This is a genomic window from Colwellia sp. KS18-150 (assembly GCF_057551365.1).
The window spans coordinates 262,561-287,266 of sequence record NZ_BAAJMC010000002.1; the positions used below are offsets into that span (position 1 = coordinate 262,561).

At 37.3% G+C, this 24,706-nt stretch carries 16 protein-coding genes; 3 read left to right on the forward strand and 13 right to left on the reverse strand.

The genetic code is table 11. The features are described 5' to 3' along the window. Window positions 1–5 precede the first annotated feature (5 nt). The gene (gene mraZ / locus AC27IF_RS04495) at window positions 6–464 is read right to left on the reverse strand and encodes a division/cell wall cluster transcriptional repressor MraZ (RefSeq protein WP_487052537.1); all 459 of its coding nucleotides are present in this window, start codon (window positions 462–464) and stop codon (window positions 6–8) included. Between the two features lie 502 nt (window positions 465–966). Beyond that, complete coding sequence (locus tag AC27IF_RS04500) at window positions 967–2,763, reverse strand: acyl-CoA dehydrogenase C-terminal domain-containing protein (protein WP_487052538.1); 1,797 nt, start codon at window positions 2,761–2,763, stop codon at window positions 967–969. Between the two features lie 254 nt (window positions 2,764–3,017). Here AC27IF_RS04500 and AC27IF_RS04505 point away from each other — a divergent pair, with 254 nt between their 5' ends. After that, window positions 3,018–3,992: a hypothetical protein gene (locus tag AC27IF_RS04505; RefSeq protein ID WP_487052539.1), complete on the forward strand. Its 975-nt coding sequence runs from the start codon at window positions 3,018–3,020 to the stop codon at window positions 3,990–3,992. 142 nt (window positions 3,993–4,134) lie between these two features. On the opposite strand, the gene AC27IF_RS04510 is transcribed toward AC27IF_RS04505, so the two are convergent. From AC27IF_RS04510 to AC27IF_RS04520, 3 genes are read right to left on the reverse strand one after another with little or no spacing between them, the layout of a single operon-like run. Further along, complete coding sequence (locus tag AC27IF_RS04510; protein WP_487052540.1) at window positions 4,135–5,061, reverse strand: Dyp-type peroxidase; 927 nt, start codon at window positions 5,059–5,061, stop codon at window positions 4,135–4,137. Window positions 5,062–5,121: 60 nt separating this feature from the next. After that, window positions 5,122–6,021, reverse strand: coding sequence for an RT0821/Lpp0805 family surface protein (locus AC27IF_RS04515; RefSeq protein WP_487052541.1), 900 nt, complete (start codon window positions 6,019–6,021; stop codon window positions 5,122–5,124). Between the two features lie 15 nt (window positions 6,022–6,036). Further along, on the reverse strand, window positions 6,037–8,871 hold the full coding sequence (locus AC27IF_RS04520) for a response regulator (RefSeq protein WP_487052542.1): 2,835 nt from the start codon (window positions 8,869–8,871) through the stop codon (window positions 6,037–6,039). Window positions 8,872–8,998: 127 nt separating this feature from the next. Here AC27IF_RS04520 and AC27IF_RS04525 point away from each other — a divergent pair, with 127 nt between their 5' ends. After that, window positions 8,999–9,886: a glucosaminidase domain-containing protein gene (locus AC27IF_RS04525; RefSeq protein ID WP_487052543.1), complete on the forward strand. Its 888-nt coding sequence runs from the start codon at window positions 8,999–9,001 to the stop codon at window positions 9,884–9,886. A gap of 132 nt (window positions 9,887–10,018) precedes the next feature. Beyond that, a complete protein-coding gene (locus AC27IF_RS04530) occupies window positions 10,019–10,798 on the forward strand; it encodes a peptidylprolyl isomerase (RefSeq protein WP_487052544.1) in 780 nt (259 codons plus the stop codon). Between the two features lie 69 nt (window positions 10,799–10,867). Here the strand turns inward: AC27IF_RS04530 and AC27IF_RS04535 are convergent, their stop codons facing one another. The 8 genes from AC27IF_RS04535 to AC27IF_RS04570 all read right to left on the reverse strand — a co-directional run bounded on the left by AC27IF_RS04535 (window position 10,868) and on the right by AC27IF_RS04570 (window position 24,424). Continuing rightward, window positions 10,868–12,904, reverse strand: a complete 2,037-nt coding sequence (locus tag AC27IF_RS04535; RefSeq protein ID WP_487052545.1) for a glycoside hydrolase family 97 protein — start codon at window positions 12,902–12,904, stop codon at window positions 10,868–10,870. Window positions 12,905–13,136: 232 nt separating this feature from the next. Beyond that, window positions 13,137–14,417, reverse strand: a complete 1,281-nt coding sequence (locus tag AC27IF_RS04540; RefSeq protein WP_487052546.1) for an ammonium transporter — start codon at window positions 14,415–14,417, stop codon at window positions 13,137–13,139. 10 nt (window positions 14,418–14,427) lie between these two features. Beyond that, window positions 14,428–14,766, reverse strand: a complete 339-nt coding sequence (glnK, locus tag AC27IF_RS04545) for a P-II family nitrogen regulator (protein WP_487052547.1) — start codon at window positions 14,764–14,766, stop codon at window positions 14,428–14,430. A gap of 267 nt (window positions 14,767–15,033) precedes the next feature. Beyond that, window positions 15,034–17,184: a 5-histidylcysteine sulfoxide synthase gene (gene ovoA / locus AC27IF_RS04550; protein WP_487052548.1), complete on the reverse strand. Its 2,151-nt coding sequence runs from the start codon at window positions 17,182–17,184 to the stop codon at window positions 15,034–15,036. A 27-nt stretch (window positions 17,185–17,211) separates the two neighbouring features. Next, window positions 17,212–18,387 (reverse strand): hypothetical protein, encoded by a 1,176-nt coding sequence (locus AC27IF_RS04555; RefSeq protein ID WP_487052549.1) that lies wholly within the window; start codon window positions 18,385–18,387, stop codon window positions 17,212–17,214. After that, the gene (locus tag AC27IF_RS04560; protein ID WP_487052550.1) at window positions 18,387–20,204 is read right to left on the reverse strand and encodes a tetratricopeptide repeat-containing diguanylate cyclase; all 1,818 of its coding nucleotides are present in this window, start codon (window positions 20,202–20,204) and stop codon (window positions 18,387–18,389) included. The genes AC27IF_RS04555 and AC27IF_RS04560 overlap by 1 nt, the downstream gene beginning before the upstream one ends. Before the next feature lie 523 nt (window positions 20,205–20,727). Beyond that, a complete protein-coding gene (locus AC27IF_RS04565; protein WP_487052551.1) occupies window positions 20,728–22,245 on the reverse strand; it encodes a S10 family peptidase in 1,518 nt (505 codons plus the stop codon). A gap of 139 nt (window positions 22,246–22,384) precedes the next feature. Then, the gene (locus tag AC27IF_RS04570; RefSeq protein WP_487052552.1) at window positions 22,385–24,424 is read right to left on the reverse strand and encodes a methyl-accepting chemotaxis protein; all 2,040 of its coding nucleotides are present in this window, start codon (window positions 24,422–24,424) and stop codon (window positions 22,385–22,387) included. Window positions 24,425–24,706 lie beyond the last annotated feature (282 nt).

Genomic DNA, 24,706 nt, shown 5'->3' on the forward strand with positions numbered 1-24,706 from the left:
TTAATTTACAGGGATAAATCTAATAAACGATCTGTCAATTCAATTTCACCCGATTGAATTTTACTAATACCTTGTTGCATTTGAGCTTGCCATGCCGACTCGCACCAAATTTCAAATTTTTTCAATTGACCAACAAGCATGATGGATTTTTCTAAATTCGCATGTTGTCTTAATGGTCCGTTAATCAGTAGACGGCCATTTTTATCCATATCGCACTCGGTAGCATTACCTAACAACACCTGTTGCAAAAGACGCTCTTGCGGGTTCATACTTGATAGGTTGCATAATTTCAGCTCTATCTCTTCCCACTCAGGCAATGGGTACAACAATAAACACGAATGTTGAATATCAACCGTGCAAATCATTTTCCCTTCACAATCACTCAATAGCTCCTCACGATACCGTGTTGGTATGGTGATTCTGTTTTTGCTATCAAGCGTGATTGCGCTAGCGCCTCTAAACATATCGTTAAGCTAACCTTTTTGGGTTAAATTTTTTAATGCATTTTTAATTAAGCAATCGACTTCGATCCACAATTACCCACTTTTTACCACATTGATACAGTTTAGTGACTAATGCAAACTTATGTCAAGCTAATATTCGGTAAAAATGTTGTCAGAAGCACTGGTCAAAACATCAGTAAAATTAAGGGCTGGGTAAGAATTTCAAGGAAGTGAATGAATTTGTGGGGTTTTGTGGAACACTGCCCCATAATTTAGGGAAAAATAGCCGTAAAAAATAGTTTTTAGGCACTCAGTTGTGTCATCGAACTACTTTAAGGGAATTTATTGGTTTGTGATTTATTTATATATTTGTTCATTTCACCAAACAAAAAACCCCGCATTTATTGCAGGGTTTATAACTTAAAAATTGAGAGTATTGATTGCTTTTACATCACTTTATTCGCTTTTTAAATAAGACAGAGATTATAAATCCTAGCTGCCCCGATTAAATCACTAAAAGAAATTAAAATAACTCATCTTCAATATCAAACAAACAATCACAGCCTGATTTCGCACTAGCAATTAATGACAGTCTACGTGGCAATAATCGAGTAAAGTAATAACGGGCTGTATGTAACTTTCCTTGATAGAATTCAGCACCACTTTCACCATTATTTGCAAGTCCTGATTGAGAAACTTGTGCCATTCTCGCCCAAATATATGCCATTGCCGTATAGCCAAATACATGTAAATAGTCATTGGCTGATGAGCCAAGCTCATTGATATCATGTTGAGATTTAGTTAATAAATCTTCAGTTAAATCAGTCAAATCAGCGGTCGCTTGTTTAAGTGGCGTAATAAACTCCGCCATAGCAGCATCAGGTTTATTTTCTTCGATGTAAGTATTCACTTCGTCGATAAATACTTTAAATAAGCTACCTTTTGAACCCGCTATTTTACGCATTAAGAGATCCATGGCTTGAATACCATTAGTTCCTTCATAAATTTGCGTAATTCGTGCATCACGTACTAACTGCTCTTGACCCCATTCACGTATGAAACCATGACCACCCAGTACTTGCTGCCCAGCTACTGTATTTTCAAAACCTAAGTCGGTGAAAAAAGCTTTGGCAACAGGCGTCATTAGCGCTGCTAGTGCTTCACCTTTAACTTGTTCATCACCTTCAGCATAGGTAGCATAATCTAATTGCATGGCAATGTATGATGATAAAGCTCTTGAGCCTTCGTTTAAGGCTTTCATATTTAATAACATACGACGAACATCGCCATGTACCATAATAGAGTCGGCCGCTTGGTCTGGCGATTTAGCGCCAGTTAGTGCGCGACCTTGAATTCTATCTTTTGCGTATTCTAAGGCATTTTGATATGAACGAACTGCTGCGCCAAGACCTTGGATACCAACACCAATACGCTCAAAGTTCATCATGGTGAACATACATGCTAAGCCTTTATTTAGCTCACCTATTAAGTAACCTTGCGCACCATCAAAATTCATCACACAAGTCGCTGAGGCATGAATACCCATTTTGTGCTCGATAGAGCCACAACTTACTTGATTGCGTTCGCCGATTGTTTCATCATCGTTAACATGAAATTTTGGTACCAAAAACAATGAAATACCACGAGGCCCGGCGGGAGCATCTGGCAATTTAGCTAACACTAAATGAATGATGTTTTCAGTTAGATCGTGCTCACCACCGGTAATAAAGATTTTGTTACCGGTAATGTTATAACTGCCATCTTCTTGTGGAATTGCTTTCGTTCGAATAATACCTAAATCAGAGCCAGAGTGTGCTTCCGTTAAACACATTGATGCAGACCATTCACCTGAATACATACGTGTTAAGTAACGTTGTTTTAACTCTTCGCTACCGTGTTTTGCTAAAGACAAAGCAGCTCCAGCAGTCAATACTGGATAAAGTGCAAACGAGATATCAGCACTACATAGCATTTCTTCATGCATAGCCGTTAACATTTTTGGCATGCCCATGCCGCCATAATTAACATCGCCGCCCAGTGCCGTCCAACCGCCTTCGGCATAAGTGTTAAAGGCTTCTTTATAACCTGGCGCTGTTGTGACCACACCTTCATTAAAACTCACGCCAATTTCATCACCTTGACGCGCAATAGGATCTAGTTCTTGCTCAGCAATTTTTGCACATTCTTGCAAAATAGCTTGGGCAGTATCTTTATCAACTTGCTCAGCAAGCTTGGGTAATTGTTGCCACATTTCATCAGCTTTAAACACCTCATGTAGTAAAAAACTCATATCTTTTAATGGAACTTTATATTCGGCCACAATAACCCCTTATCAATTTATTTTCGTACAACGTTAGTTATAATTCTATTCGAACAAACAATTAAAACAGTTGTTTGAATATACATTATTGAGTAGAAAAGTAAAGCCAGCAAGTAAATTAAAAGTGACAAAACTTGCTGTTCGTCTCTAGGTTGCGTTAGTCTTATAGTAATAGTATCTCTGCCATCTAGCGCAAAGGTTATACGCTTTTTACTTTTAATACATAAAGTATAGAAAATTTACGAGTATCTGCAGTGAAAATTATTAAGGTTGTCTGTTACGCATGGCTCTTTCTTGTTGGCTCATTATCAGCTGAACAAATTAGCTTTTCTAAACAAATACAAGAATCAGAGCATGTATTTAATTACGCTTGGCTAGATCATCAAAATACTCCTCAAGGTATTCGCTTTAGCTTAAGCAAAGCGGCATTATTTGAGCGTTTTAGAATGCTAAAGAGTTATAAAAGTGAATATGCACAAAGATCAATTTTAAGAGCGGTAAAGAAACAACTACAGCAACAGCCTCTTCAAGGAGCCCAAGCTTTTTTTCAACATCAAAATGGTAATATAAGTATACAAGTGAAAGGGCTTGATGATGAGGCTGTCACGAAAGCCTACCGACAAGTTAAAGTGCTAGAGCAAAAAGAGACAGATAAATACTTTAAAAAGAATTACTTTCAAGCCTTTACTGATCATGACAATCACACCGGCATAAAAATTAATCATATCGATATTGCCAATAGCTCGGTGGCTGACTTTAAATCTCTAAAAGGTATTATTTTAGAGAAGGTATCTATACAAAACATACGTAAAGTCACCAACTATGTATTAGGGTTTGTCCAGAGTATTCCTTACTCTACTTTAGAGTCCCGTATCAGCTCATCAGGCGCTGGGTTTAATCCTCCTGCTAAACTAATTTGGGAGAACCAAGGAGATTGTGATAGTAAAATGACGCTAACTGCCACTTTATTACGTGCTTTGATGCCACGCATAGATATGGCGATGATATATATTGATCAACACGCATTTATTGGTATAGCTATTCCTGAAAATCCAGGGGAAATGGTGGTGGAACATCAAGGGATAAAATATGTATTAGCAGAGCCAACCGGCCCTGCTTTATATCCCTTAGGTAAATTAGCCCCTGAATCTGAGCTAGCCATTAACCAAGGCCGTTATGTGATCGAGGCCTATCATTCTGATGGTTCAATAGAGCTACCCAGTAATTAACCTGAACTCGGCTTAACACATGTCTCTCTAACAGCTATTTTATAGACTTCTACGTGAAATTGTCTTGCAATAAACCAGCTATTGACGCGAAATTTTCCTTGAATTAAGTAAAACGATCTAGTTAGATGCTGTTTAAAAATACTTATTGCTCAGCCAAGCCCGCTAAAAAAGTTAAACTCGGCGCAAAAAATGCGGAACCTGTTTCAGCTTGAGTATATTTAAGTAAGTGGTCAACGTTGCCATGCCCATCACCATGAATCATACTTTTTAACATTATTTCAAAAGGTTTAGGAGAATGACAGTAGGATACAAAAAACAACCCTTGGCGTTTCATGTCACCATAAGGCATGCTTTGTCTGACAATTTCAAGGCTATTGCCATCTTCATCTTTTAAGCTAGTACGTTTAGTGTGAGCTGTTAATGGCTTGTCTTCACTTTGGTATTCAATATTATCAAGCTTAGTACGTCCATAAACATCTTCTTGCTCTTTATTTTGCAAAGCATTCCATAGTGTTAAGTTATGTTGGTAGCGTTGAGTATGTAAATAACTACCACTGGAAAATGTTGCATCATCAGCTTCTTTTACTAACGCAACTTCACGTCTGTGCATACCTTGTGGATTTTCAGTACCATCAACAAAGCCAGTTAAATCACGTCCATCTAAAAACCTAAACGCTTGGATATGTTCGATAAGCTCAACGCTGTCTGCCAACAGTTGGCAAACTTTAGAGCTGACAATATGATTAACATCACCACGGTCGCTACGAATCTCAATATAAATATCAACACTAGTCGCTGGGGCTAACCTATCATCACTATTCATACTTGGAAATGGGCTAAGAAGCGCAGGACGAGCTTGAGGGTAAAATTCATCCCAGTAATTTGCACCTATGGCAATAACACCCGTTAAGTTCGCTTCAGAGAACTGATCAGCGTAATCTTCAAATAAAGCCGGTAACCGAGACAAGGCAGTGCGAATAAAAGAATTTTTATCATCCAAAGCGTTAAATAATAAGTAACTACCGTGTAAATTAGGCTCTGCGCAAATACCAAATTGTTCTCTAGCCATATGAGATTCCTATCGAAAAATTATATATTGCGTTATTGTACACAATAAAAATAAATTTGCTTACATCACCTGCCATAAACCTTTGTTATCTTCACACATAAGTTCTTTTAATGTTTCTTGCTGACCTTTAAGGTTATTTATAAAAGTAACTCTATGACAGATTGAGCCTGATTTTTTAAATTGCTTGCCTTTGATAATTTGTCCGCGATTACCACTTTGAGGGTTTTGCCAATGCGTGGTACTTTGCTGACTATTTCCTAGCAGTGCAATGGTCTGCTCCTGTAGCATAGTGACATCGGCTGTAGTTAATAACTTAGCTGATTTTGAATCGGAGTCTACAATACCAGTCAAACCTGAGACAACCTCAAAAGGCAATGATATAACACCTTTAAAGAAGCCTGAAACTAAACCACTACTCGCTTCTTTGCCCATGGTTTTGGCATCGCTAACAATATATTCAATACGTGTTAAATACTCAGGGATATCCGTTCGAGATTGCTCTAATTCAGCTAAATACTCAGTCGAATGCGGTCGCCATTTTGCTAACTCCTTGGTGGTATTATTTGTCATTAACACCACATCATCTACCCGGGTTAATATATTTGGTAAATCCTGCTGTATTTGAGTTATTTGAGTTTCGATTTTCGTCAAGTGCTGCCATAACTCTGGTAACTGTTGTGAATAATAATCACTTTGAGCAAGCCCGCGCTCTAGCAAAGGTAAAGTATTATCAATTCGCAATAAAATAGCAGGTAATTGTTCATTGACGACCAGCCTAACCTGAGTCACTTCATCACTAACAGTATTCACTTCTTTAACAATGGCCTCAATATGAGGGGTTGCTCTATCAACCGCATTAATAAAATCAGGAATCTCTTTAGTAAAGCTAAGTAAAGCGTAAGCAAAATAAGCAATAGCTACAGCCAATAGGGCTTGTGAATATGAAAACTTTGTGGACATTTATTTAAACCTTGATCATGAAATTTTTACTATGTTAATTTCATCTAATAAACAGTGAGTTAAATCAGCAATTTTTTCATCTTGTTGCGTTTTAATGGCTATTTCTAGCTCCTGTGCACTTTGAGACAATTCAGCAAAGCCAAACATTTTTGCCGCCCCTGCTAACTTATGCACTACTCGAGCAAGGTTGATATTATCGCCTTGTTCAAAGAATTCACTTATCTCTTGGCTGTCTTGATTTAAGTGCTGTTGAAAAGTCAGTACCAAATCATCGATATCAACATCAATAATTTCTTCAGAAATTTGTTGTGTCGATTTCTCTATATTAGGGTAATAATGAGCAATAGCGGCAACAAACTTATCTCTTTCAATTGGCTTTTTTAAATGACCATCAAAACCAAGGGTTAAGTATTGTCTTATTTCGTGAGACATGGCATTTGCAGTAAGTGCGTAAATAGGTTGAGTACAGCCAAACTCCCTTAGTTTTTGTAAAGCTTGAATGCCATCCATTTCTGGCATTTGTATATCAAGTAAGGTTAATGAAGGTTGATGCTGCATACATTGCTCAACGGCTTCTTTACCATTTCTAGCTTCAATAACTTCAAGACCTAAACTAGTTAATAGTCGAGTAATAAGACGTCTATTATCCTCATGATCATCGGCCAGCAGTATTTTTCCGACAAAACCAGTTATTTTAGTATGTGATGCTATTGTTTCGCTAGCATTAGGAAGTTGTTGAGGTAGCAGATCATCACTAAAGGGGATCTTCAATATGAAAGTACTACCTTGCCCTAATTGACTGGTAACACTAATATCTCCAGACATCACCTTAGTTAACTGCATAGATAAAAACAAACCTAATCCTGAGCCGGAAAAACGCCTACTGATACTATTGTCTGCTTGAGTAAAACTTTTAAAGATTTTAGCAATTTGCCCTTCATTCATACCAATACCGGTATCGGTTACCGTGAACAAGAGCTTTTTATCAACCAACGAAATATCTAAAGTCACCCAACCTTCTTTAGTAAACTTAATCGCATTTGAACATAAGTTAATTAAAATCTGTTTTAGCCTTAAACCATCAACATTAATAAGAAAAGGTGTTGGTAGGTGATGACTAACCGTAAATGCTAGGTTTTTTCTTTTCGCTTGCTTAGTAAACATATCCTTCAATTCATGAATGATGACATGCAAATCCTGTTGGCGAACTTCTAGTTCAAATTTATCTGCTTCTATTTTACTTATATCGAGAATGTCATTGATCAATTGCAATAAGTGCAAGCTATTACTATGGATAATTTCAACTTCTTCAGTGAGTGATTCACCGTTAAAGTCTCCATGAATGATGGCTTCAGATTGGCCAATAATGGCAGTTAACGGTGTTCTGATCTCATGGCTCATATTCGCCAAAAACTGGCTCTTAACTTGGTTGGCTTGCTGCAGCTCTTTCGTTAAAAACTCTAATGCTTCAGTACGCTGCTTTACACCCGCTTCTAAATTCTTTGTTAACTGACTTTCTAGATACCTACGGTAAACTAAGAACAACACTATCATGATAAAAATAACGGCAATAATGATAAAGTTTCGTTGCTGTTCATCTTTAATATTTTGCAATTGCTGTAATTTTTTACTTTGCTGTAAACTTTCAACCTGCTGTGACAATTGATCAGATTCAAAACGAGCTAACTGCTCATTTAACTTTTCATTTACTTGTTCAAGACGTCTGTTCTCATAACTATATTGAGATTCTAACGCTTGCGCCGCTTTCCCTTGAGCAGCAAAAATTAAGGCTTGCAAGCGTAAATTATTATCAAGCAATTTTTGATAGCCCATTTTATCTGCGACAATATTCGATTGTTGCAAATGCTCTAAAGATTGGTTGATTTTTTCTCGATAAAAATACGTTTTGGCTAACGTATGTAAAGAGCCGCCATAAGCTTTTTGGTGGCCAATTGCTTTACTCTTTTTAGCCGCTTGGCTAGCATAAATTACGGCTTTGTCTACTTGCTCTAATTCATAATAAATTTCGGCAATATTATGCAATTGTGCCGCAACATCGTACTCATGCTCATGTTGTTGAAAATAATGAAGTGCCTCAAGATTATATTGTTTGGCTTCTTGTAATTGACCTGAGTATTTATAAGCAACCCCCAAGTCTGCCGATGCCGTTGCTACACCATAATCATCAGCAAGCTCCACACGTTTATCAATAACTTGCTTTAACATTGAGATTGCTAATTCATCGCGGCGCAAACTGATATACAAGGTAGCAATATTATACCTAACATCTACTTTATCCTCTTCATTACCAAAACGTTGATACAATGAATCTGCTTGTTGGTAACTAGCTAGCGCGGCAATTGAGTCTCCTTGAGAAGTTTGTACTAAGGCAATATTATTTAATAGATTGGCTTGGCTTATTGCTATTTCAGCTTGTGCAAGTTGAGATTTAAAATTTGATAAGCTTTGAAAATAAGCCAATGAAGCTTGATAAAAATGTAACGCCTTTTTATAGTGACCTTGGTAGTAGGCGATAACACCTTGTAATTTATTCGCTTTAGCTTGTTGAGCAAATAATTTTCCTTGTCTGGCTAAGTGATTTGCTTTTTGGCTAACAAGCATCGCTTGTTCAAAGTTATTCAAGGATAAGTAACTTTGGCTTTGGAGTAACAAGGCTTCAAATCGTTGCGGTACAGTTAGATTGTTCTGATCCAGTAATAGAGATAATTGTTCTGTGACAACCGTTTTATCTTCGAGTTGCGCTAACTTATCAAGTTGCAGGCTAACCTCTTCCGGTTGAGCTAATAACTCAACAGAAACAAACAGCAGCAACAATAATATACGAGGCATATAACAACCTTAACTCAACCTAAAACAACACTATTTAGCTTTTGTAATGTAACGTTACAAAAGTGAACTGGTAATTTATACCATCTAATGATGATAAAAAGAATTTATATTAATAGAGAGGGAAGTCATGATTAAAAGATCAGCATTACTCATTAGCCTACTAATAAGTAATTTACACTTTAGTAATGTCAGCCAGGCGAAAGACTATATTAGTATTGAAATCAATTCACTTGATGAATTAATTTCACTATTTAAGCAGCACCACTACACGAACAAAGACTGGCAGACCGGCAATAGAGAAGTACCTCGTTTAACATTTAGCTCGGTGAGCGAGCGCTGGAAGGAGACCTCAAACCACATTCCAGTACAACAAAAAAAAGCGGTGTTTTTCAGGTTAATGGCGCCACTCGTATTAATGTCTAATGAAAACATTGTAAAAGAGCGAGCTGTTATTAAATCTGCCCCTCTAGATTCGCCTGAGCTATTAGCAATTGCTGTTAAATATCGTCAAGCCAAAGCTGGTATCACCAAAATCACGTCTGAGCAGCGGGATAAGCTATTATCTCAAGTAGATATCATGCCTCCTTCGCTTGCATTAGCGCAAGCAGCAGAAGAAAGTGGTTGGGCAACATCACGTTTTACTGAGGAAGGTAATGCCTTTTTCGGTCAATGGGATTTCTCTGGCAAAGGTATGGCCCCAAAACAACAACGTAAAGAGTTAGGAAATTATGGTTTAGCTCGATTTAACAGTCCTTTAGCGTCTGTTGAAGGCTATATGTTAAATATTAATATCACTTCTGCTTATCAAGAGTTACGAACCTTAAGGGCTAAGTTAAGAAAAGAAAACAAGCCCATCACAGGTTTAGAATTAGCGGGTACTTTAGGTAAATACTCTGAGCGAGGCCAAGCTTATATTGATGGCCTACGCTCCATGATCCGCTACAACAAATTGCAAGATGTGGATGAAGCTTACTTATCAGATGAGATTTTAATTAAGCTCATCACACCGAAATAACGTTAACTCTAATTTTGATGACATCGTTATTTTTTAAAATGTTATTGTTTGGTAACTCAGGCGAATGATTGTTGAATTACCAAACAACACTCTTTATGATGCGGGGATACTTTAAATTACACTTATAAACATATGTTCAATAAATCACTTGCTCTCATCCTAGTTATACTAACTTATAGCAGTTCAGTTAATGCTACCATCGTTGAATTTCAAACCTCACAAGGTAATATTCAAGTAAACCTATTTGACCAAACTACCCCTGAGACGGTTGCTAATTTTCTTCAATATGTTGAAGAAGAGCACTATACCAATACGGTAATACATCGTTCAGTACCAGACTTTGTTGTGCAAGGTGGCGGCTTTACTTTTGATGGTGAATTCCCACTAACAGCCAAAGTCACTAACCCTTCAGTAATAAACGAGCCGATATACTCCAACGTTACGGGCACTATTGCCATGGCGAAAGTTGGCGGTCAACCTGACAGCGCCACGAATCAATGGTTTTTTAATTTAGCAAATAACGCCAGTAATTTAGATTTGCAAAATGATGGTTTTACTGTTTTTGGCCAAGTTATTGGTGATGGTATGGCTGTAGTGGAGCAGATTGCGAGTATAGATCTTTGCCAAGATATTCCAATGCCAGATTATACTAGTCAAAATTGTAGCGACTTAAGCACACCGGGTATTGAAAATTTTGTTGTTATCAATCAAATAATCGTTATCGATTCATCAGAAGTTACGGATGCAGATTTAACGCCGATAAAAAATACTTTAATTAATACTCCTTCTACCCCTGATGAGCCAACTACGCCTGATAGTGATAGCAGTGGCGGTGGCTCTTTAGGCTGGGTATCATTATTGATTTTATCTTTAATTTCTCTAAGAAAAGTCATCTTAAAAAAAGCGTCATGATATAACTTAAACTGCGATGGGCTAAATGTTAGTCCATCGCGAGTTAGGTTAAGGCCTATTTATGCAATTTTAATTAAGCGCTTTAAAGCGAATTGCAGTACCACCACTGGTGGCAAGTTTTAACGTTAACATGTCTTTTGCAGTGACATTCTTTTGCTCAATAATCATGTCATACGGATTATTTTTCCATTCCGCTTTTTCACCATCTCGATAAATTTGTGCTTGGTATTTTTTACCTGTCGCTAAAAAGTCCAATTTAATGGTTACTTCTCGAGACTCTTCATCCGTTAGTGCTCCTAAATACCAATCATTGCCATCGCGTTCTTGCCTGGCAAAAACCACGTAATCACCTACTTCACCTGCTACCGCCTTACTTTCTTGCCAATCGGTTGGCACGTCAATAATGAATTGAAAGGCATCTAAATTAGCAACATAGTTACGTGGTAAATCAGCGGCCATTTGTATCGGGCTATACAACACAACATAAAGAGCTAATTGTTTGGCCAGTGTTGTTTGCGGTCGATTACTTTCATCACCTAAACCATTAAAGCCCATATCAAATATACCTGGAGTAAAATCCATTGGCCCGGCAAGTAATCTTGTAAATGGTAGAATAGCGGTATGCTCAGGTGGATTAGGTGGTGAGCCCCAAGCATTAAACTCTTGACCTCTAGCACCCTCTCTAGAAATCCAATTAGGGTAAGTACGTCGCAGCCCTGTCGCTTTGATTGGCTCATGGGTATTAATGCTTATTTTATGCTTAGCAGCTTCAGTTACGCTGTGTAAATACTCTGCTACCATATACTGACCATCATGCCATTCTTTACGTACAATGCCTGATTCATCGATACGCTTTATATTGCCACCATCCGCCACATAACCGGTTTTGATCTGTTTAACGCCATGTTGTTGGTATAGTGCATACGCCGCTGACATTTGATCTCGATAATTACTGACATTACCTGATGTTTCATGATGTCCTATTAAATCAACACCTTTCTTTTTGCCATAATCAGTGACGGCTTTGATATCAAAATCATCAAAACTTTTAGTAAAATTAAATAAATCGCCATTAAAGAACCACTCACCATCCCAGCCAATGTTCCAGCCTTCAACTAAGACACCGCTAAAACCGTATTTAGCAGCAAAGTCCATATAGCGTTTTGCTTCACTCGTTGTTGCGCCATGTTTTTCGCCACTGGCCCAAGTATTTTCATTAACATGCATTCCCCACCAAATACCGACATATTTACCTGGTTCGACCCAAGAAACATCACCCAATTTATTTGGCTCATTTAGGTTGAGAATTAAATCAGAGTTAAGTAAACCTATCGCATCTTTACTAATTTGAATGGTACGCCAAGGTGTTTTGAAATCCCCGCTAGTTTTTACCAAAATACCATCAGACCAAGGAGTTAAATCGGCTTTAAATAAACCCGGCCTGCGCTGATCGAGTGTCATCGCGGCATAATCAACTAAAGCTGCTTCATGAATACTTAAATGTACACCAGACTTTAATTTAAAAGTAAATGGCGTATGCACTCTATCAACATCTTCTAAAGTAGTGGTTTTATAGGTATATTCATAACGATTCCAACCACGAGCAGGGATCCACCAAGCCGTTGCGTCTTCAGCATCTGCTAATGAGAATTGTGTCAGTTCATTAGTAATGTTGACTTCGTTTTCTAAGCCAGGCTGTTTCGGTACTTCATAACGAAAACCGATACCATCGTTAAACACTCTAAAGCGTACCGTGTAACTATTACTACTATGCTTGGCGGTAAACGTAACCGCAATTTCATTATGCTTGTCTAGTACATGTTTGCGTTCCCCCCAAGGTAACTGCCACGTATCATCAGCACTAGCTTTCACAACTTTTTCAATAATAAAGCCTTGAGCAAAGCTATGAGTGTCTTTAAATTCCATACCAAGTTGGGAAGGTGCAATAATTTCCTGTTGAGCAAAATCTATTTGGTAGCTTGGCTGAGCATCGTCATCATTAACCGTTAAATTTATCTCACCATCAGGTGAACTAACTTGCACTGTTTTAGCGAGTAAATTGAACGGTAATAGCGACAATAATAGAAGTATTAATGGGTTTTTCATGGCTGCCTAATTGTAAAATTAAAATTCATAGAAATTAGCATACCGATTTTGAGTAAATTATCATGGTCTTACATACGTATTCACAACAAAAAATTGTCACAATATTTAATGATTCGTTAATTTAAGTACTCCAATTTCAGGCACAAAAAAAGCAGCTATAAGCTGCTTTTTATTTTAACTCTTGAGTTAGTTAGTGAATTCGACTTAACGAAGCCACTAACTTAAGGAGTTATTAACCTCTTGTGAATTCTGGGTAAGCTTCCATACCACAATCAGCTTTATCAACACCTTCGTACTCTTCTTCTTCACTTACGCGAATACCGATGATTTTCTTCAGTGCAAACCATACTACAAAACTAGTACAGAATACCCAAACAAAGATAGTTGCTGCGCCAATTAGCTGACCACTAAATGTTGAACCTGAATTAGTAATAGGTACGATAAGTAGGCCAAATAAACCAACTACACCGTGAACTGAGATAGCACCTACTGGATCATCAATCTTAACTTTATCTAACGCTAAGATAGAAAGTACAACAATCACACCTGCAATAGCACCAAAAATAGTAGCTTGTAATGGTGAAGGAGTTGATGGCTCAGCAGTGATAGCAACAAGACCAGCTAATGCACCATTTAAGGTCATTGTTAAATCAGCTTTCTTAAATAAGATTTTAGCAAAAATTAGCGCTGAAATTGCACCAGCAGCTGCTGCTGCGTTAGTGTTTAAAAACACCATTGCAACTGAGTTAGCACTGTTTACATCGGCAAGTTTCAATACAGAACCACCGTTAAAACCAAACCAACCCATCCATAAAATGAATGTACCTAAGGTAGCCATAGGTAAGTTAGCGCCTGGGATAGCATTTACTTTACCGTCTTGAGTATATTTACCTTTACGAGCACCTAGTAATAATACACCTGCTAATGCAGCAGAAGCACCCGCCATATGTACAATACCAGAGCCGGCAAAATCAGAGAAACCAAGGTCGCCTAACGTATAAAGACCGAAAACTGAATCGCCATTCCACGTCCAAGCACCTTCCATCGGATAGATAAAGCCTGTTAATACAACTGTGAACGCTAAGAAAGCCCATAATTTCATACGCTCAGCAACGGCACCTGAAACAATAGACATTGCTGTAGCAACAAATACTACTTGGAAGAAAAAGTCAGAAGCATTTGAGTATACTGCACCACCGCCAAAACCGGCTTCAGCAGACTCAGCTAATACAGCACCAACTAGTGCATCAGCATCAGCAGCGCCATCAAGTGCGATACCGTCTAAGAAAACACCACCACCGTACATGATGTCATAGCCAACGACTAAGTACATGATACAAGCAATTGCATATAACGCGACGTTTTTAGTCAAAATTTCTGTGGTGTTTTTAGCACGAACAAGACCCGCTTCTAACATTGAGAAGCCTGCTGCCATCCACATAACTAACGCACCACAAACTAGGAAGTAGAACGTATCCATTGCATATTGAAGTTGAAAAATATTTTGTTCCATTGTCTATCTCCTATAAAGCTTCTGAATCTGACTCGCCAGTACGAATACGTACGGCTTGTTCAAGGTTATAAACAAAAATCTTACCGTCACCAATTTTGCCTGTATAAGCAGCTTTAGTAATCGTTTCGACTAAACGTTCTACGATATCGTCGTTTACGGCGATTTCTAATTTAACTTTTGGTAAAAAGTCTACTTGATACTCAGCACCACGATACAACTCAGTGTGACCTTTTTGACGACCAAACCCTTTTACTTCACTAACTGTGATACCTTCAACACCAATTTCAGAAATGGCTTCACGTACATCATCAAGTTTAAATGGTTTAATGATTGCGTTAACTATCTTCATGTGGACCTCTTTTTATAGTTATTTTGAATTACTGACATCTATAGTACAAATCATGTGCCAATATAATTAACAACTATTTTTCAATGTGTTATAGAGGGTATAATTAATATGAATAGCATTTGTGCACCAAAATAGCACATCCTAAAGCGCGTGCGAGATGATTTGGTGCATATCTAAATGACTCTTCGATAAGTAATTCTAGAAGTAACGACACAGTGTTCATTGACTTGCTATGAATTAAAAGGGGCTAAAAACTGAATGTATCAACTATCGCAATTGCCAAACAGTCAAATGTGGAAAAGATAAGTCAAAGTTGCGACGATTAATTTTTAAAGCGCGCGTTAACTGATGTTGTGATATCAGTTTAAAATAAGGTGTTAACATAGTTGATAAACCATCAAAACCAGTAACATTCTCACCGTTTATTTTAATGCCCCCTAGCCTGCTAGGATTCGCATTTTGTTTTTCACCAAAATTATAATTTGATACGATAATCAGTAGTCCGCCAGCATTTAGTCGTTGATGTATCGTTTGTAGGAACAAGTGTGGATCATAACTTTGTTCTAAAATATGCTGTGCAACAATAAGATCATAACCGGTAAATATACTTTTTAAATTACAAACATCCCCTTGACTAAACTTAATATTATTAAGGTTAGGGAGCTTTAATTCGCTAAGTTTAACTTCATGAAAATCAACTATATCGCCTTCGTTTTCAAGTGTATAACGAACTGATTTTCCTTGCTGAAGATTTACGCCATGTTGAATATAACCGGCAGAAAAATCAACGGCATCAACACAATCAAAATGTTGCGCCAAAATAAAGCTCGCTCGACCAACACTACAACCAATATCGAGGCATTTCTGTTTGTTGAGTTGATACTTATCAATACAAGCTAACGCATGCTCAGCAATTTGCTGACTGTAATTTTTAGCCGCCAAAGGCATTGCCGATCTAGCCGCGCCATAGTGAGCATGTAGCTGACGGCAAATATCAATATTAGTTTCATAATAATTAGGCGCTAAGTTAGGTATTTCTGAGGATGGGCTACTTACGTATCGAAATCCAGCATGTTGAAAAAAGTGACGTCTAAAGGCAAAACGAGAATGCTTTATCGCTTCATTGCCTGTCGAACACCAAGAGCCTCCTTTAATCAGGTTATGTTTACCATCAAAAGTAGGGGTCGAAAAGTCATCATACAGTGGGTGTACATTGAAACCTTGAAAGCCATCAATGCTTGACTCTGTCCACTGCCAAACATTACCTACAATATCGAAAAACCCATTTCCTTGCTCAAATAGGTCAACAGGACATGAGGATGCATACTGAGATAAATTGACATTACCGGGTATCTTTTGCCAATTAGCTAAATCTCCCGGCACTTGCTCACGCAAACATAACCACTCACCTTCGGTAGGTAGTCGAATATTAGCATCGACTTGGCTATTGTTTTTCCAATTACAAAACGCTTTCGCCTCAAGGTAATTTACTTCTACTGGCCAGTTTAGTGGTAATGGGATCTCATTAAGAAAGTTACGCTGATAATAGCTTTTTTCTCCAGCACAATTTAATTTTTCAAGCCAAAATCGCGGCATAGTCGCTTGAGAAAACGTTAGCCATTGCTGACCTTCTTTAGTCCATAACTCCCTACTTTGATAACCGCCATCTTTAACAAAAGCTAAATATTCTTGATTCGACACTAAATACTTACTGGCTGAAAAAGTATTTAGATCAATTTCATCAAAACCATATTCATTATCCCAACCAAAAGTACAATCATTCTCGGGCTTGCCGAAAGAAACTGTTTGCCCGACAACGTCAATAACCTCATTCTCAGGTGCCATCCCAGTTTCGCTGCATGTTGGCCATAAATCATCAGCGGTTAAATGAGTTAGCGGTAGCATGCGCATAATCACTGAGGATGTTTCTATATGAATACGCTCATGTTCACAGCCCATTAATATAATCCAAGCTAATGAATTCTGTTTAATGGGAAGCGTCAGCTCCATGGTATCAATAATCTCTTCAATTAGTGTTGATACTTGTTTTCTGTAATCCTTAACTTCTGCAACACTTGGCCAATCATAATGCTCACTATTCAGATCATCCCAACTCATTTCATCAACACCAACAGCACAAATAGCTTCAAGCCTGCCGTTTATGCGTTGAGTAATATACTTACCTAAGATGAGCTTATTAATATAGAAAGTCGCGGTGTGGCCATAATAAAATATAAGCGGGTGACGTAACGGCTCGGGTCTTAAAAAATAAGCATCATCATTATTAATTAATGCAAATAAAGCCTCATAATCAGCCCAAGTTTGCAAAAAATAATTTTTTAATTCTCTCCGCTTATCGCTGATATTGTTGCCATTGAGACTCGGCGGTCTAATGATTTTTTTATTAATAACATCCATATTCAATATCTTATTTATATTGGCCCGTTAGTGAGCTAATGAAACTTGGTATTTAGCTAGAATAGCTTGTTTTATTTTATCGCCTAATTGTATAGGACAGTCAAGTCTTGGCATTGATTTCAAATAAATATATTTTTCTTGAATCTTATTAAGGCTCTCGTTGAACCAACGACCTTGTTCAAATAACTCTACAGCGCCCATCTCTTCGTCAGTGCCATATAAACTTGTCGGTAAATCAATGGCTGTAAAAGCTTGAGGGATAGAAAGTTTTTGTTGCTCAAAAGCATGGACAGCATCAACAACGTTTATTAAGGCATAAATAATATTAAGGTAAGGATTATATTGTAAGCTAGAAGCACCTAACCTGTGCTCGATACGAGCAGTTTTATGCCAATCTTGCTGTACTGAGATAACTTGATTAAATTGATTATACAACAGTGGCTCTTCGCCCATTTCTTGGTTATGTTTGCCAAGTTTTTTATATAAGGCAACACTCCCTTGATGACCGCCAGAAATGTCTATCGGGGAGCATAATTCTTGTGCTAGGCCATAACGCGTTTTTAAAGCGAAACGATCAAAAGCTGCTTCTTCTGGTAAATAGAGTAAAGCGCTTTCTAAACTAGTATTTAAAAAACAATGTTGTAAGTATTCGCCAAAGCCATCACAAACTAATAAGTTTTCAGCATTAGTATTTAACACGCTAACGTTTAGTTGCACTGCATTGGGAATATGTACGGCACGCGTATCATCACTAAATATTTGCGCAGAGCCAAGAGCTAATTTCCCTTGATCTCCCCCCCAAACAACAGGTTGAATTAAAGCCTTCTCAAGCCCTTGATAGCCGTACAATATGGGTAGCAACTGTGGTATTTGTTGTAAGGCTTGAGCAAGGTTCTCTGCTTCTTTTAATGGTGTCTGTCCATTAAATAAAGACACATATTCCCATTGATTACGCCAGTATTCGCTAACCAGTTCACCATCAATATTTAGTTTTTGTAAATGCTGGTTGATAAGATTGTAATTCAACTCAGCCTTATTAAGGTTGGCTGATTTATGAAGTTGATAGCACCCTTCTAACTCGAAATGAATTTGCGCTCGATAACCTAGATGCTCTAGATAATTTTGCAATAATGTAATGGCACTTTTAAATAGAGCTGTAGGTAAGTTGTAATCGTTTTTTAGTGTTTTTCGTTCTGCATTCATTACATAACTATCGTACTGGAAAGCATCATATAGTCACGATATTGTACTGCGCAATTTTTACCGTTACTTTTAGCTTGATATAGTGCTTTGTCGGCTTGAACATATAGCTGAGTTGAGTCTTCTCCTTGCTCTGAAGTGGCTGAAACACCAATACTAATGGTGATATTAACTGTTTCGATATTCTCAGCTTTTGAGTCGACAATAAATTGATGATTATTCACATTTTCCACAAACCGCTGAGCTATTTTCAGACATTGCTCAGCATTAATTCTCGGCAAGATACATAAAAACTCTTCACCACCAACACGACCCATGACATCTTCCACTCTTAATGTTTCTTTGCCAATCTTAGCTATTTCTCGAATAGCGTAGTCGCCAAAGGGGTGGCCATACATATCATTAACCTGCTTAAAGTTGTCAATATCTATCACCATAATTGAAACACTATTTTTATCATGGTTTATTGAGCTAACTAATTTATTTAAGAAACTGAAAGCATAACGACGATTAAATAAATCTGATAAAGGATCACGTATTGAAAGTGCTAACAATTTTTTATTATGTTGGCGTTGATAAAAGACAAAAATTAACGCCATAAAAATTAATAAAATAACAAAAGCAATCACATAACTTTGAAAAGTATTTTCTTGTTTTTGTTGCTCAAACAATAAGTCTTGCACTTTAGCTCTTTGTTGTAATAGAGCAATTTCAGCGTTTTGCTTATCTTGCTCTAATGCTCCTCGCACACGAATTAACCTATCAGAAGAGTTCTTCTTAATTAATATCACTTGTTTTTCATTAAAATCTTTTAATAATTCATAAGCTTGGCTACTATGCCCACTCGCTTGAGCTAATTCAGCACGTATTTTCAGCACATCAATTTGCCAATGTGTGCCAATTAATTCCGGAATATCTGCAAATATGACTGACGCTTTATCAAGTGCAATCTCTGCTTCATCTAACCGAGATTGTTCAATTAAACATTCAGCTTTGCGCTTATATAGTTCGGCTTTATAATCAATTAATCCTGCCATCGCAATTGTTTCATCAATAGACGCGATGGCTTTATCACAATGTCGTTGACCCGCTTGACTCATAGAAATTCCATAAGCAGCGTAAAATTTACCGTCAATATTTTCAGGGCTAAATTCTAAGGCCTTTTGTAAACGCTGATAATACTCGATAGCTAGATCATATTTTTTCCAATAACGATAAGTTGCGGCAATACCATTAAGTGCTTCAGATATATCAGAAGGGTAGGCTAATTGTTGATAACTCGTTAATGCTTTCTTACTGTATTCAATCGATTTTTCATAGTCATCCATATAGCCATAGATGGCACCATAAACTTCATTAATTTTGGCAATCATGTAAACATCAGATAAAGCCACAGCTTCAACATAGGCTTGCTGTAGTTCAGTTAATGACAACTCATAAAGCTCAGTTAAGCTTCGGGTGTAAGCTAATTCTTGCTTAGCTCTCACCACAAGGTAAGTAAAATTATTATCTTCTGCAATTTTCATAGCGGTATTTAGTAGCATTTGCGCACGTTTATACTCACCTTTGCGTTGGCTAATGACACCTCTATAAATAGTAAAGTGAGAGATAAGTAGAGCTTGTGTGTTTTGATCTATCAGCTGCTGCGCTTTGGCAACTGTGCTCTGGAAATCATCAAAAATGAAAAGTATATTTTCAGCTTGGGCTTTGCGTAAAAGCCACCAAAGATAATAGTTGGCAGACATATCTGCACTATATTGTTCTTGAGATAAAAGTTCTTGATAGGTTTTCCAGGGGTATTGATTTAATTCGTGGCTCATATTTTTCAGCCTCGATAAATCATTTAATGCCTGAGCATTAACGACAGAAGTAGCAGTAATGATAATAATTAAAAATATCGCTCTAAAAGCAAACAACAAAGCTATTCTTCCTTAAAACATGTAATTTTACATTTCAAAATTCACACTTCGTTGGACTCACTAATTGCCCACTCATGAATACTCTACCATAAAGAACCAGTAGTTCGATGTAAATCGCTAGTTTTTCATTCAATAAATTATTCGCTGTTGAAAGGCTTATTAAAATGGGGGAGCTGAAAAGCCATTTAGTAATTCTTCGCGAATGTTGAGTACAAACGCCAATACGAGTGAAGCTTTTCTCCCTTTCAGGCGTTACATATTACCAGAACGGTAAAGAGGTATGGATACTTTGCTCAATGATAGCAAGTAAATGATGAGACTTTTAATTCGATGAGATTGTATATTCTCTGACTAAGAACATGGCGACAGTCTCAATAATAGCTAGCGGATTTTGCAACCCACTAGCTATGAATACGCCTAATGATTAATATTTGGCCGCTTGTGTCTTAGTTGGTAAGGTTTGCTGAATAAACTCCCGAATATCTTGATTCGATTGCTTTAAGTCTTCACGACGTAAATACATCATATGCCCAGACTCATAGCCCTTAAATGATAAACGATCGCGCATTTGACCACTTGGGTCTAACTGCCACATGGTATATTTGGCATCAAAATAATTAGTCGCACCATCAAAGTAGCCTGATTGGATCATCACATTCAAATAAGGGTTTTGTGCCATGGCTAAACGTAAGTTTTCACCGGTATGGTTATTACTTCGATCCCAAGGATGAACATCACCAAACATGTTATATTTAATGTCGGTTTTGTAGTTTAATTCTTCACGTAAATAATAGTTAATTGCTGGTGTGAAACTGTGCAACCATGAGGTTAGCTCTGCATTATAATCAGGTCTCGAGCCTGCGACTTTTTTATCTATGCCTAAATACCTAGAATCTAAACGTCCAATCGTTTGTTTACGTGTTCTCAGTAGCTCTTTCCAAAAGAAATTATTGTCAATATCAAGATTATTAGCCAGTACAGCAGAAACGGATAACCCTGAATACTTTGCAACTTGCGTTGCAACAGCTTGTTTTTCTTCCTCGCTAATGAAACCACCCTTTGCCAAAGCAGGCATATAGGTATTAACAGTATAAGTTTCTATTTCTGACAATAACTCAATTAAACCTTTGCTTTGAAGCTCAGAAGTCAGCGCTTTATGATACCAAGCGGCGGCAGCAAAATAAGGTAAGCGGTTAGCAGCTTTCACCGGACCATCACGCTTAATACCAATGTCGGTCGGTGAAACTAAGATAACACCATTAATATACATCCACTGTCTTTGCTGTAGCGCTAAAGCTAACCCTGAAACCCGTGTTGTTCCATAACTTTCACCAATTAAATACTTAGGTGAGCGCCAGCGATTGTTTCTAGAAACAAATGTTGTGATCCAATCGGCTAAATAACTAACATCAGCATTGACGCCAAAGAACATTTTCTTTTGTTGTTCTTTGGTGGGCATTTTACCGTCTTTGTTAGGCAAAACTCGTGAATAACCCGTATTGACTGGATTGACAAAAACAATATCTGCTTTATCTAAAATTGAATAAGGATTGGTTTTAACGCCATAAGGTTGTAATGGGTAACCTTCATCATCAACATTAAGAACTCGAGGGCCAGTATAAGCGACATGCATCCACACAGATGCTGAACCCGGTCCACCGTTAAAGGAGATTAATAAAGGACGCTCTGCCTGACTGTCAATATCAGTACGCTGGTAATAGGTATAAAATAAACTTGCGCTGGCATGCCCCTCTTTATCCCATACAGGCTGAGTTCCTGTAGTTGCAGAGTACTTAATTTTTTCACCATTAATCTTGGTGGTATGTTTGGTAGTTTGTTGTTCATCAACAACCAGTGTACGCTCATTTTCCGCATGCGAATTTTGGGTGAACAAAACACTTGTCGCGAAAAGCACAACACTGAATTTTATTAGAAGTTTCATTAATTAGCCCTAAAATAATTTTATCTTGATTAAACTAGCATGCCTTTTGATAATAATCAGATAATTAAGACTAAATTGCAAAATACGTCGATGAATAACCTAGGGCTGATTATCTTAACCCATTTAAGCTATTGCTAAGTTAAGAGACTTTAAAAGTTCCGATAGAATCGTCTAACTTAGCGGCTAAATCAGCAACTTGATTACTGTAAGTTAAGGTTGATGATGACTTATCACTACTTTGCTGACTTAAGTTCACAACTTCTTGAATACTTTGATTAATGTCATTACTTAAGCTGTTTTGCTGCGTAGCTGATTGAGAGATATCGCTACTCATTTCATGCATTTGTTCAATGGCACTGGTTATATGTAATAAGGTTTGTAGTAATTGATTGGTGTGATCTTGACAATTATTCGCTTCATCTTTTCCTTGAGAAATATCTAAAACCGCTTTTTCTGTTTGGCTTTGTAGTGATTCAATCATGGTTTGAATTTCAGTGGCCGATTCCTGAGTTCTACTGGCAAGTAAACGCACCTCATCAGCAACAACAGCAAAGCCTCGCCCTGCTTCTCCTGCTCGAGCAGCTTCAATTGCAGCGTTTAATGCTAATAAATTGGTTTGATCAGAAATGCCACGAATAGTATCTAAAATACCACTAATGTTAGTAGACTCTTTTTGCAAAACGGTCATCACCTTGGAAGTGCTATCTAACATTGCCACTAAATTTTGCATTCGCTCGTTAGTGGTATTCGCCGTTCCTTCCAATTCATCGCTTTGTTTCAAAGCACTGGTCATTTTTTCTTCGGCATTATTTGCTTTTGCTAAAATATGATCAGCACTTTGCCCTAACTCATCTGTTTGTATAGTCACTTGCTCAATGGTTTGTTTTTGGGTCGCTAAAGAATCCGTAACCTGCGCTATTTTTTTACTCGATTGCTCTGCAGCATCATTTAACAAGTGAGTGTTATCTGAAATATTAGTGATTAATGCTCTTAAATCTGCAACCACTAAGTTAACGTTTTTCGATAATTCGCCATACTCATCTTCTGAACGCACGGTAAGCTGGCGCGATAAGTCTCCTTTGGCAATTTGCGATAACACTTTGTTAATTCCTTTTAACGGTCCAATCATTGCTCTAATGGTGGTTAAAGCGATCATGACACCGGCCGCAAACAAAATAACGAAAATAATCAGTGTTTCTAAATTACCTTGTTCTACATTGTCGAAAATATCAGCCTGTAATCTTGATAAGTTCTGATCTACCGCTTGTAAGAAGATATCAATGGCATTTATTGACGCATTTATATGTTGCTCAGAAGCAATAAAAGCAGCATTAAGTAAGTTTCTTTGTTCAAGTTGGGCGATTTTTAACTGAAATAAATTCCCTTCACCACGTAACATAGTTTTTGCTTTATCAAACTCATCGATAAACTGTTCAATTAAGCCATCGGTATTATATTCTTGCCCTAAGTTAACTAGGAACACTGAATACTGCTCTACATTGCTAATCGCAAACTCGATTGTTTGTTGTGACTCTGCAACTTCTTCAATCGTATTGATAGAAAATATGGTTTTAGTGGCATCGGTCAAATTGAAAATAAACCCTTCAACTTGGCTGGCTGAACCAACTATACGGTCAATTTGAGCTTGATTGTCAGGGTCTTCTAAATAGGTTAAGTCCCCCAAAAATGCGCCTGTTTCATAAAGAACATCATCAAGAGCTTGCTGTTGCTTAACAAAGGCTTGCGTTTGATTAATTTCTGCAATGCGATGAGTAAACATTGATGACACAGCTTCTTTATACTGCTGATAGGCTAAATTAAAGCTATTCAAATTGGTGATATTGGGAAATACATACAACATTTGTGCAATGATTTTTTCTTGCTCAGCTAATATTTTTCCTTGCTGTGCAAATGAAGATTTCAACTGCTCAACGTCATCAACAGTGGCTGATGTAGCGATAAAAGCTGAAGATTTAGCCTGTTTTAATAACTGTTTTTGTACTGTGTTTGCATGCTTTTGGATAGGTAGTGCGAAATCATCTACTTTAGCGGTTGCTGTTTTGATATCACTTAAAATTCCCACAGAGCTGATACTAGAAAAAAGTAGTAATAGTAAAATCACCGCAAATCCGATAATTACTTTATGGGCAACTTTTAAAACTTTTATATTAAAAAGCATAGGTAACAACTCTATAAAAAATAAAGAACAAACATCCGACCAGTTATTGATAATAATAAATTATCGACTAGTAAATCAAGTCTTATGAAAATGTTATTAGTTAGCTATTTCAGTATAGGCAAGCTAAATTATTTTTCTAAAAAACGTCTTAATTATTCTAGCAATCAAAGATTAACCTCGCCAAAACAAACCTTAATGCCGTTATATCTGCTGGTTACAGCCAAGTAAAATGACACGCTACTTGGCATAAATCACCTATTTATTACTCCCCCAATAAAAAGT

What these genes read in the sequence shown, in the direction of transcription:
- mraZ (WP_487052537.1), bottom strand. Translation starts at nt 464, where the DNA reads ATGTTTAGAGGCGCTAGCGCAATCACGCTTGATAGCAAAAACAGAATC.
- AC27IF_RS04510 (WP_487052540.1), bottom strand. Translation starts at nt 5,061, where the DNA reads ATGGCTAGAGAACAATTTGGTATTTGCGCAGAGCCTAATTTACACGGT.
- AC27IF_RS04515 (WP_487052541.1), bottom strand. Translation starts at nt 6,021, where the DNA reads ATGTCCACAAAGTTTTCATATTCACAAGCCCTATTGGCTGTAGCTATT.
- AC27IF_RS04520 (WP_487052542.1), bottom strand. Translation starts at nt 8,871, where the DNA reads ATGCCTCGTATATTATTGTTGCTGCTGTTTGTTTCTGTTGAGTTATTA.
- AC27IF_RS04525 (WP_487052543.1), top strand. Translation starts at nt 8,999, where the DNA reads ATGATTAAAAGATCAGCATTACTCATTAGCCTACTAATAAGTAATTTA.
- AC27IF_RS04530 (WP_487052544.1), top strand. Translation starts at nt 10,019, where the DNA reads ATGTTCAATAAATCACTTGCTCTCATCCTAGTTATACTAACTTATAGC.
- AC27IF_RS04535 (WP_487052545.1), bottom strand. Translation starts at nt 12,904, where the DNA reads ATGAAAAACCCATTAATACTTCTATTATTGTCGCTATTACCGTTCAAT.
- AC27IF_RS04540 (WP_487052546.1), bottom strand. Translation starts at nt 14,417, where the DNA reads ATGGAACAAAATATTTTTCAACTTCAATATGCAATGGATACGTTCTAC.
- glnK (WP_487052547.1), bottom strand. Translation starts at nt 14,766, where the DNA reads ATGAAGATAGTTAACGCAATCATTAAACCATTTAAACTTGATGATGTA.
- ovoA (WP_487052548.1), bottom strand. Translation starts at nt 17,184, where the DNA reads ATGGATGTTATTAATAAAAAAATCATTAGACCGCCGAGTCTCAATGGC.
- AC27IF_RS04555 (WP_487052549.1), bottom strand. Translation starts at nt 18,387, where the DNA reads ATGAATGCAGAACGAAAAACACTAAAAAACGATTACAACTTACCTACA.
- AC27IF_RS04560 (WP_487052550.1), bottom strand. Translation starts at nt 20,204, where the DNA reads ATGAGCCACGAATTAAATCAATACCCCTGGAAAACCTATCAAGAACTT.
- AC27IF_RS04565 (WP_487052551.1), bottom strand. Translation starts at nt 22,245, where the DNA reads ATGAAACTTCTAATAAAATTCAGTGTTGTGCTTTTCGCGACAAGTGTT.
- AC27IF_RS04570 (WP_487052552.1), bottom strand. Translation starts at nt 24,424, where the DNA reads ATGCTTTTTAATATAAAAGTTTTAAAAGTTGCCCATAAAGTAATTATC.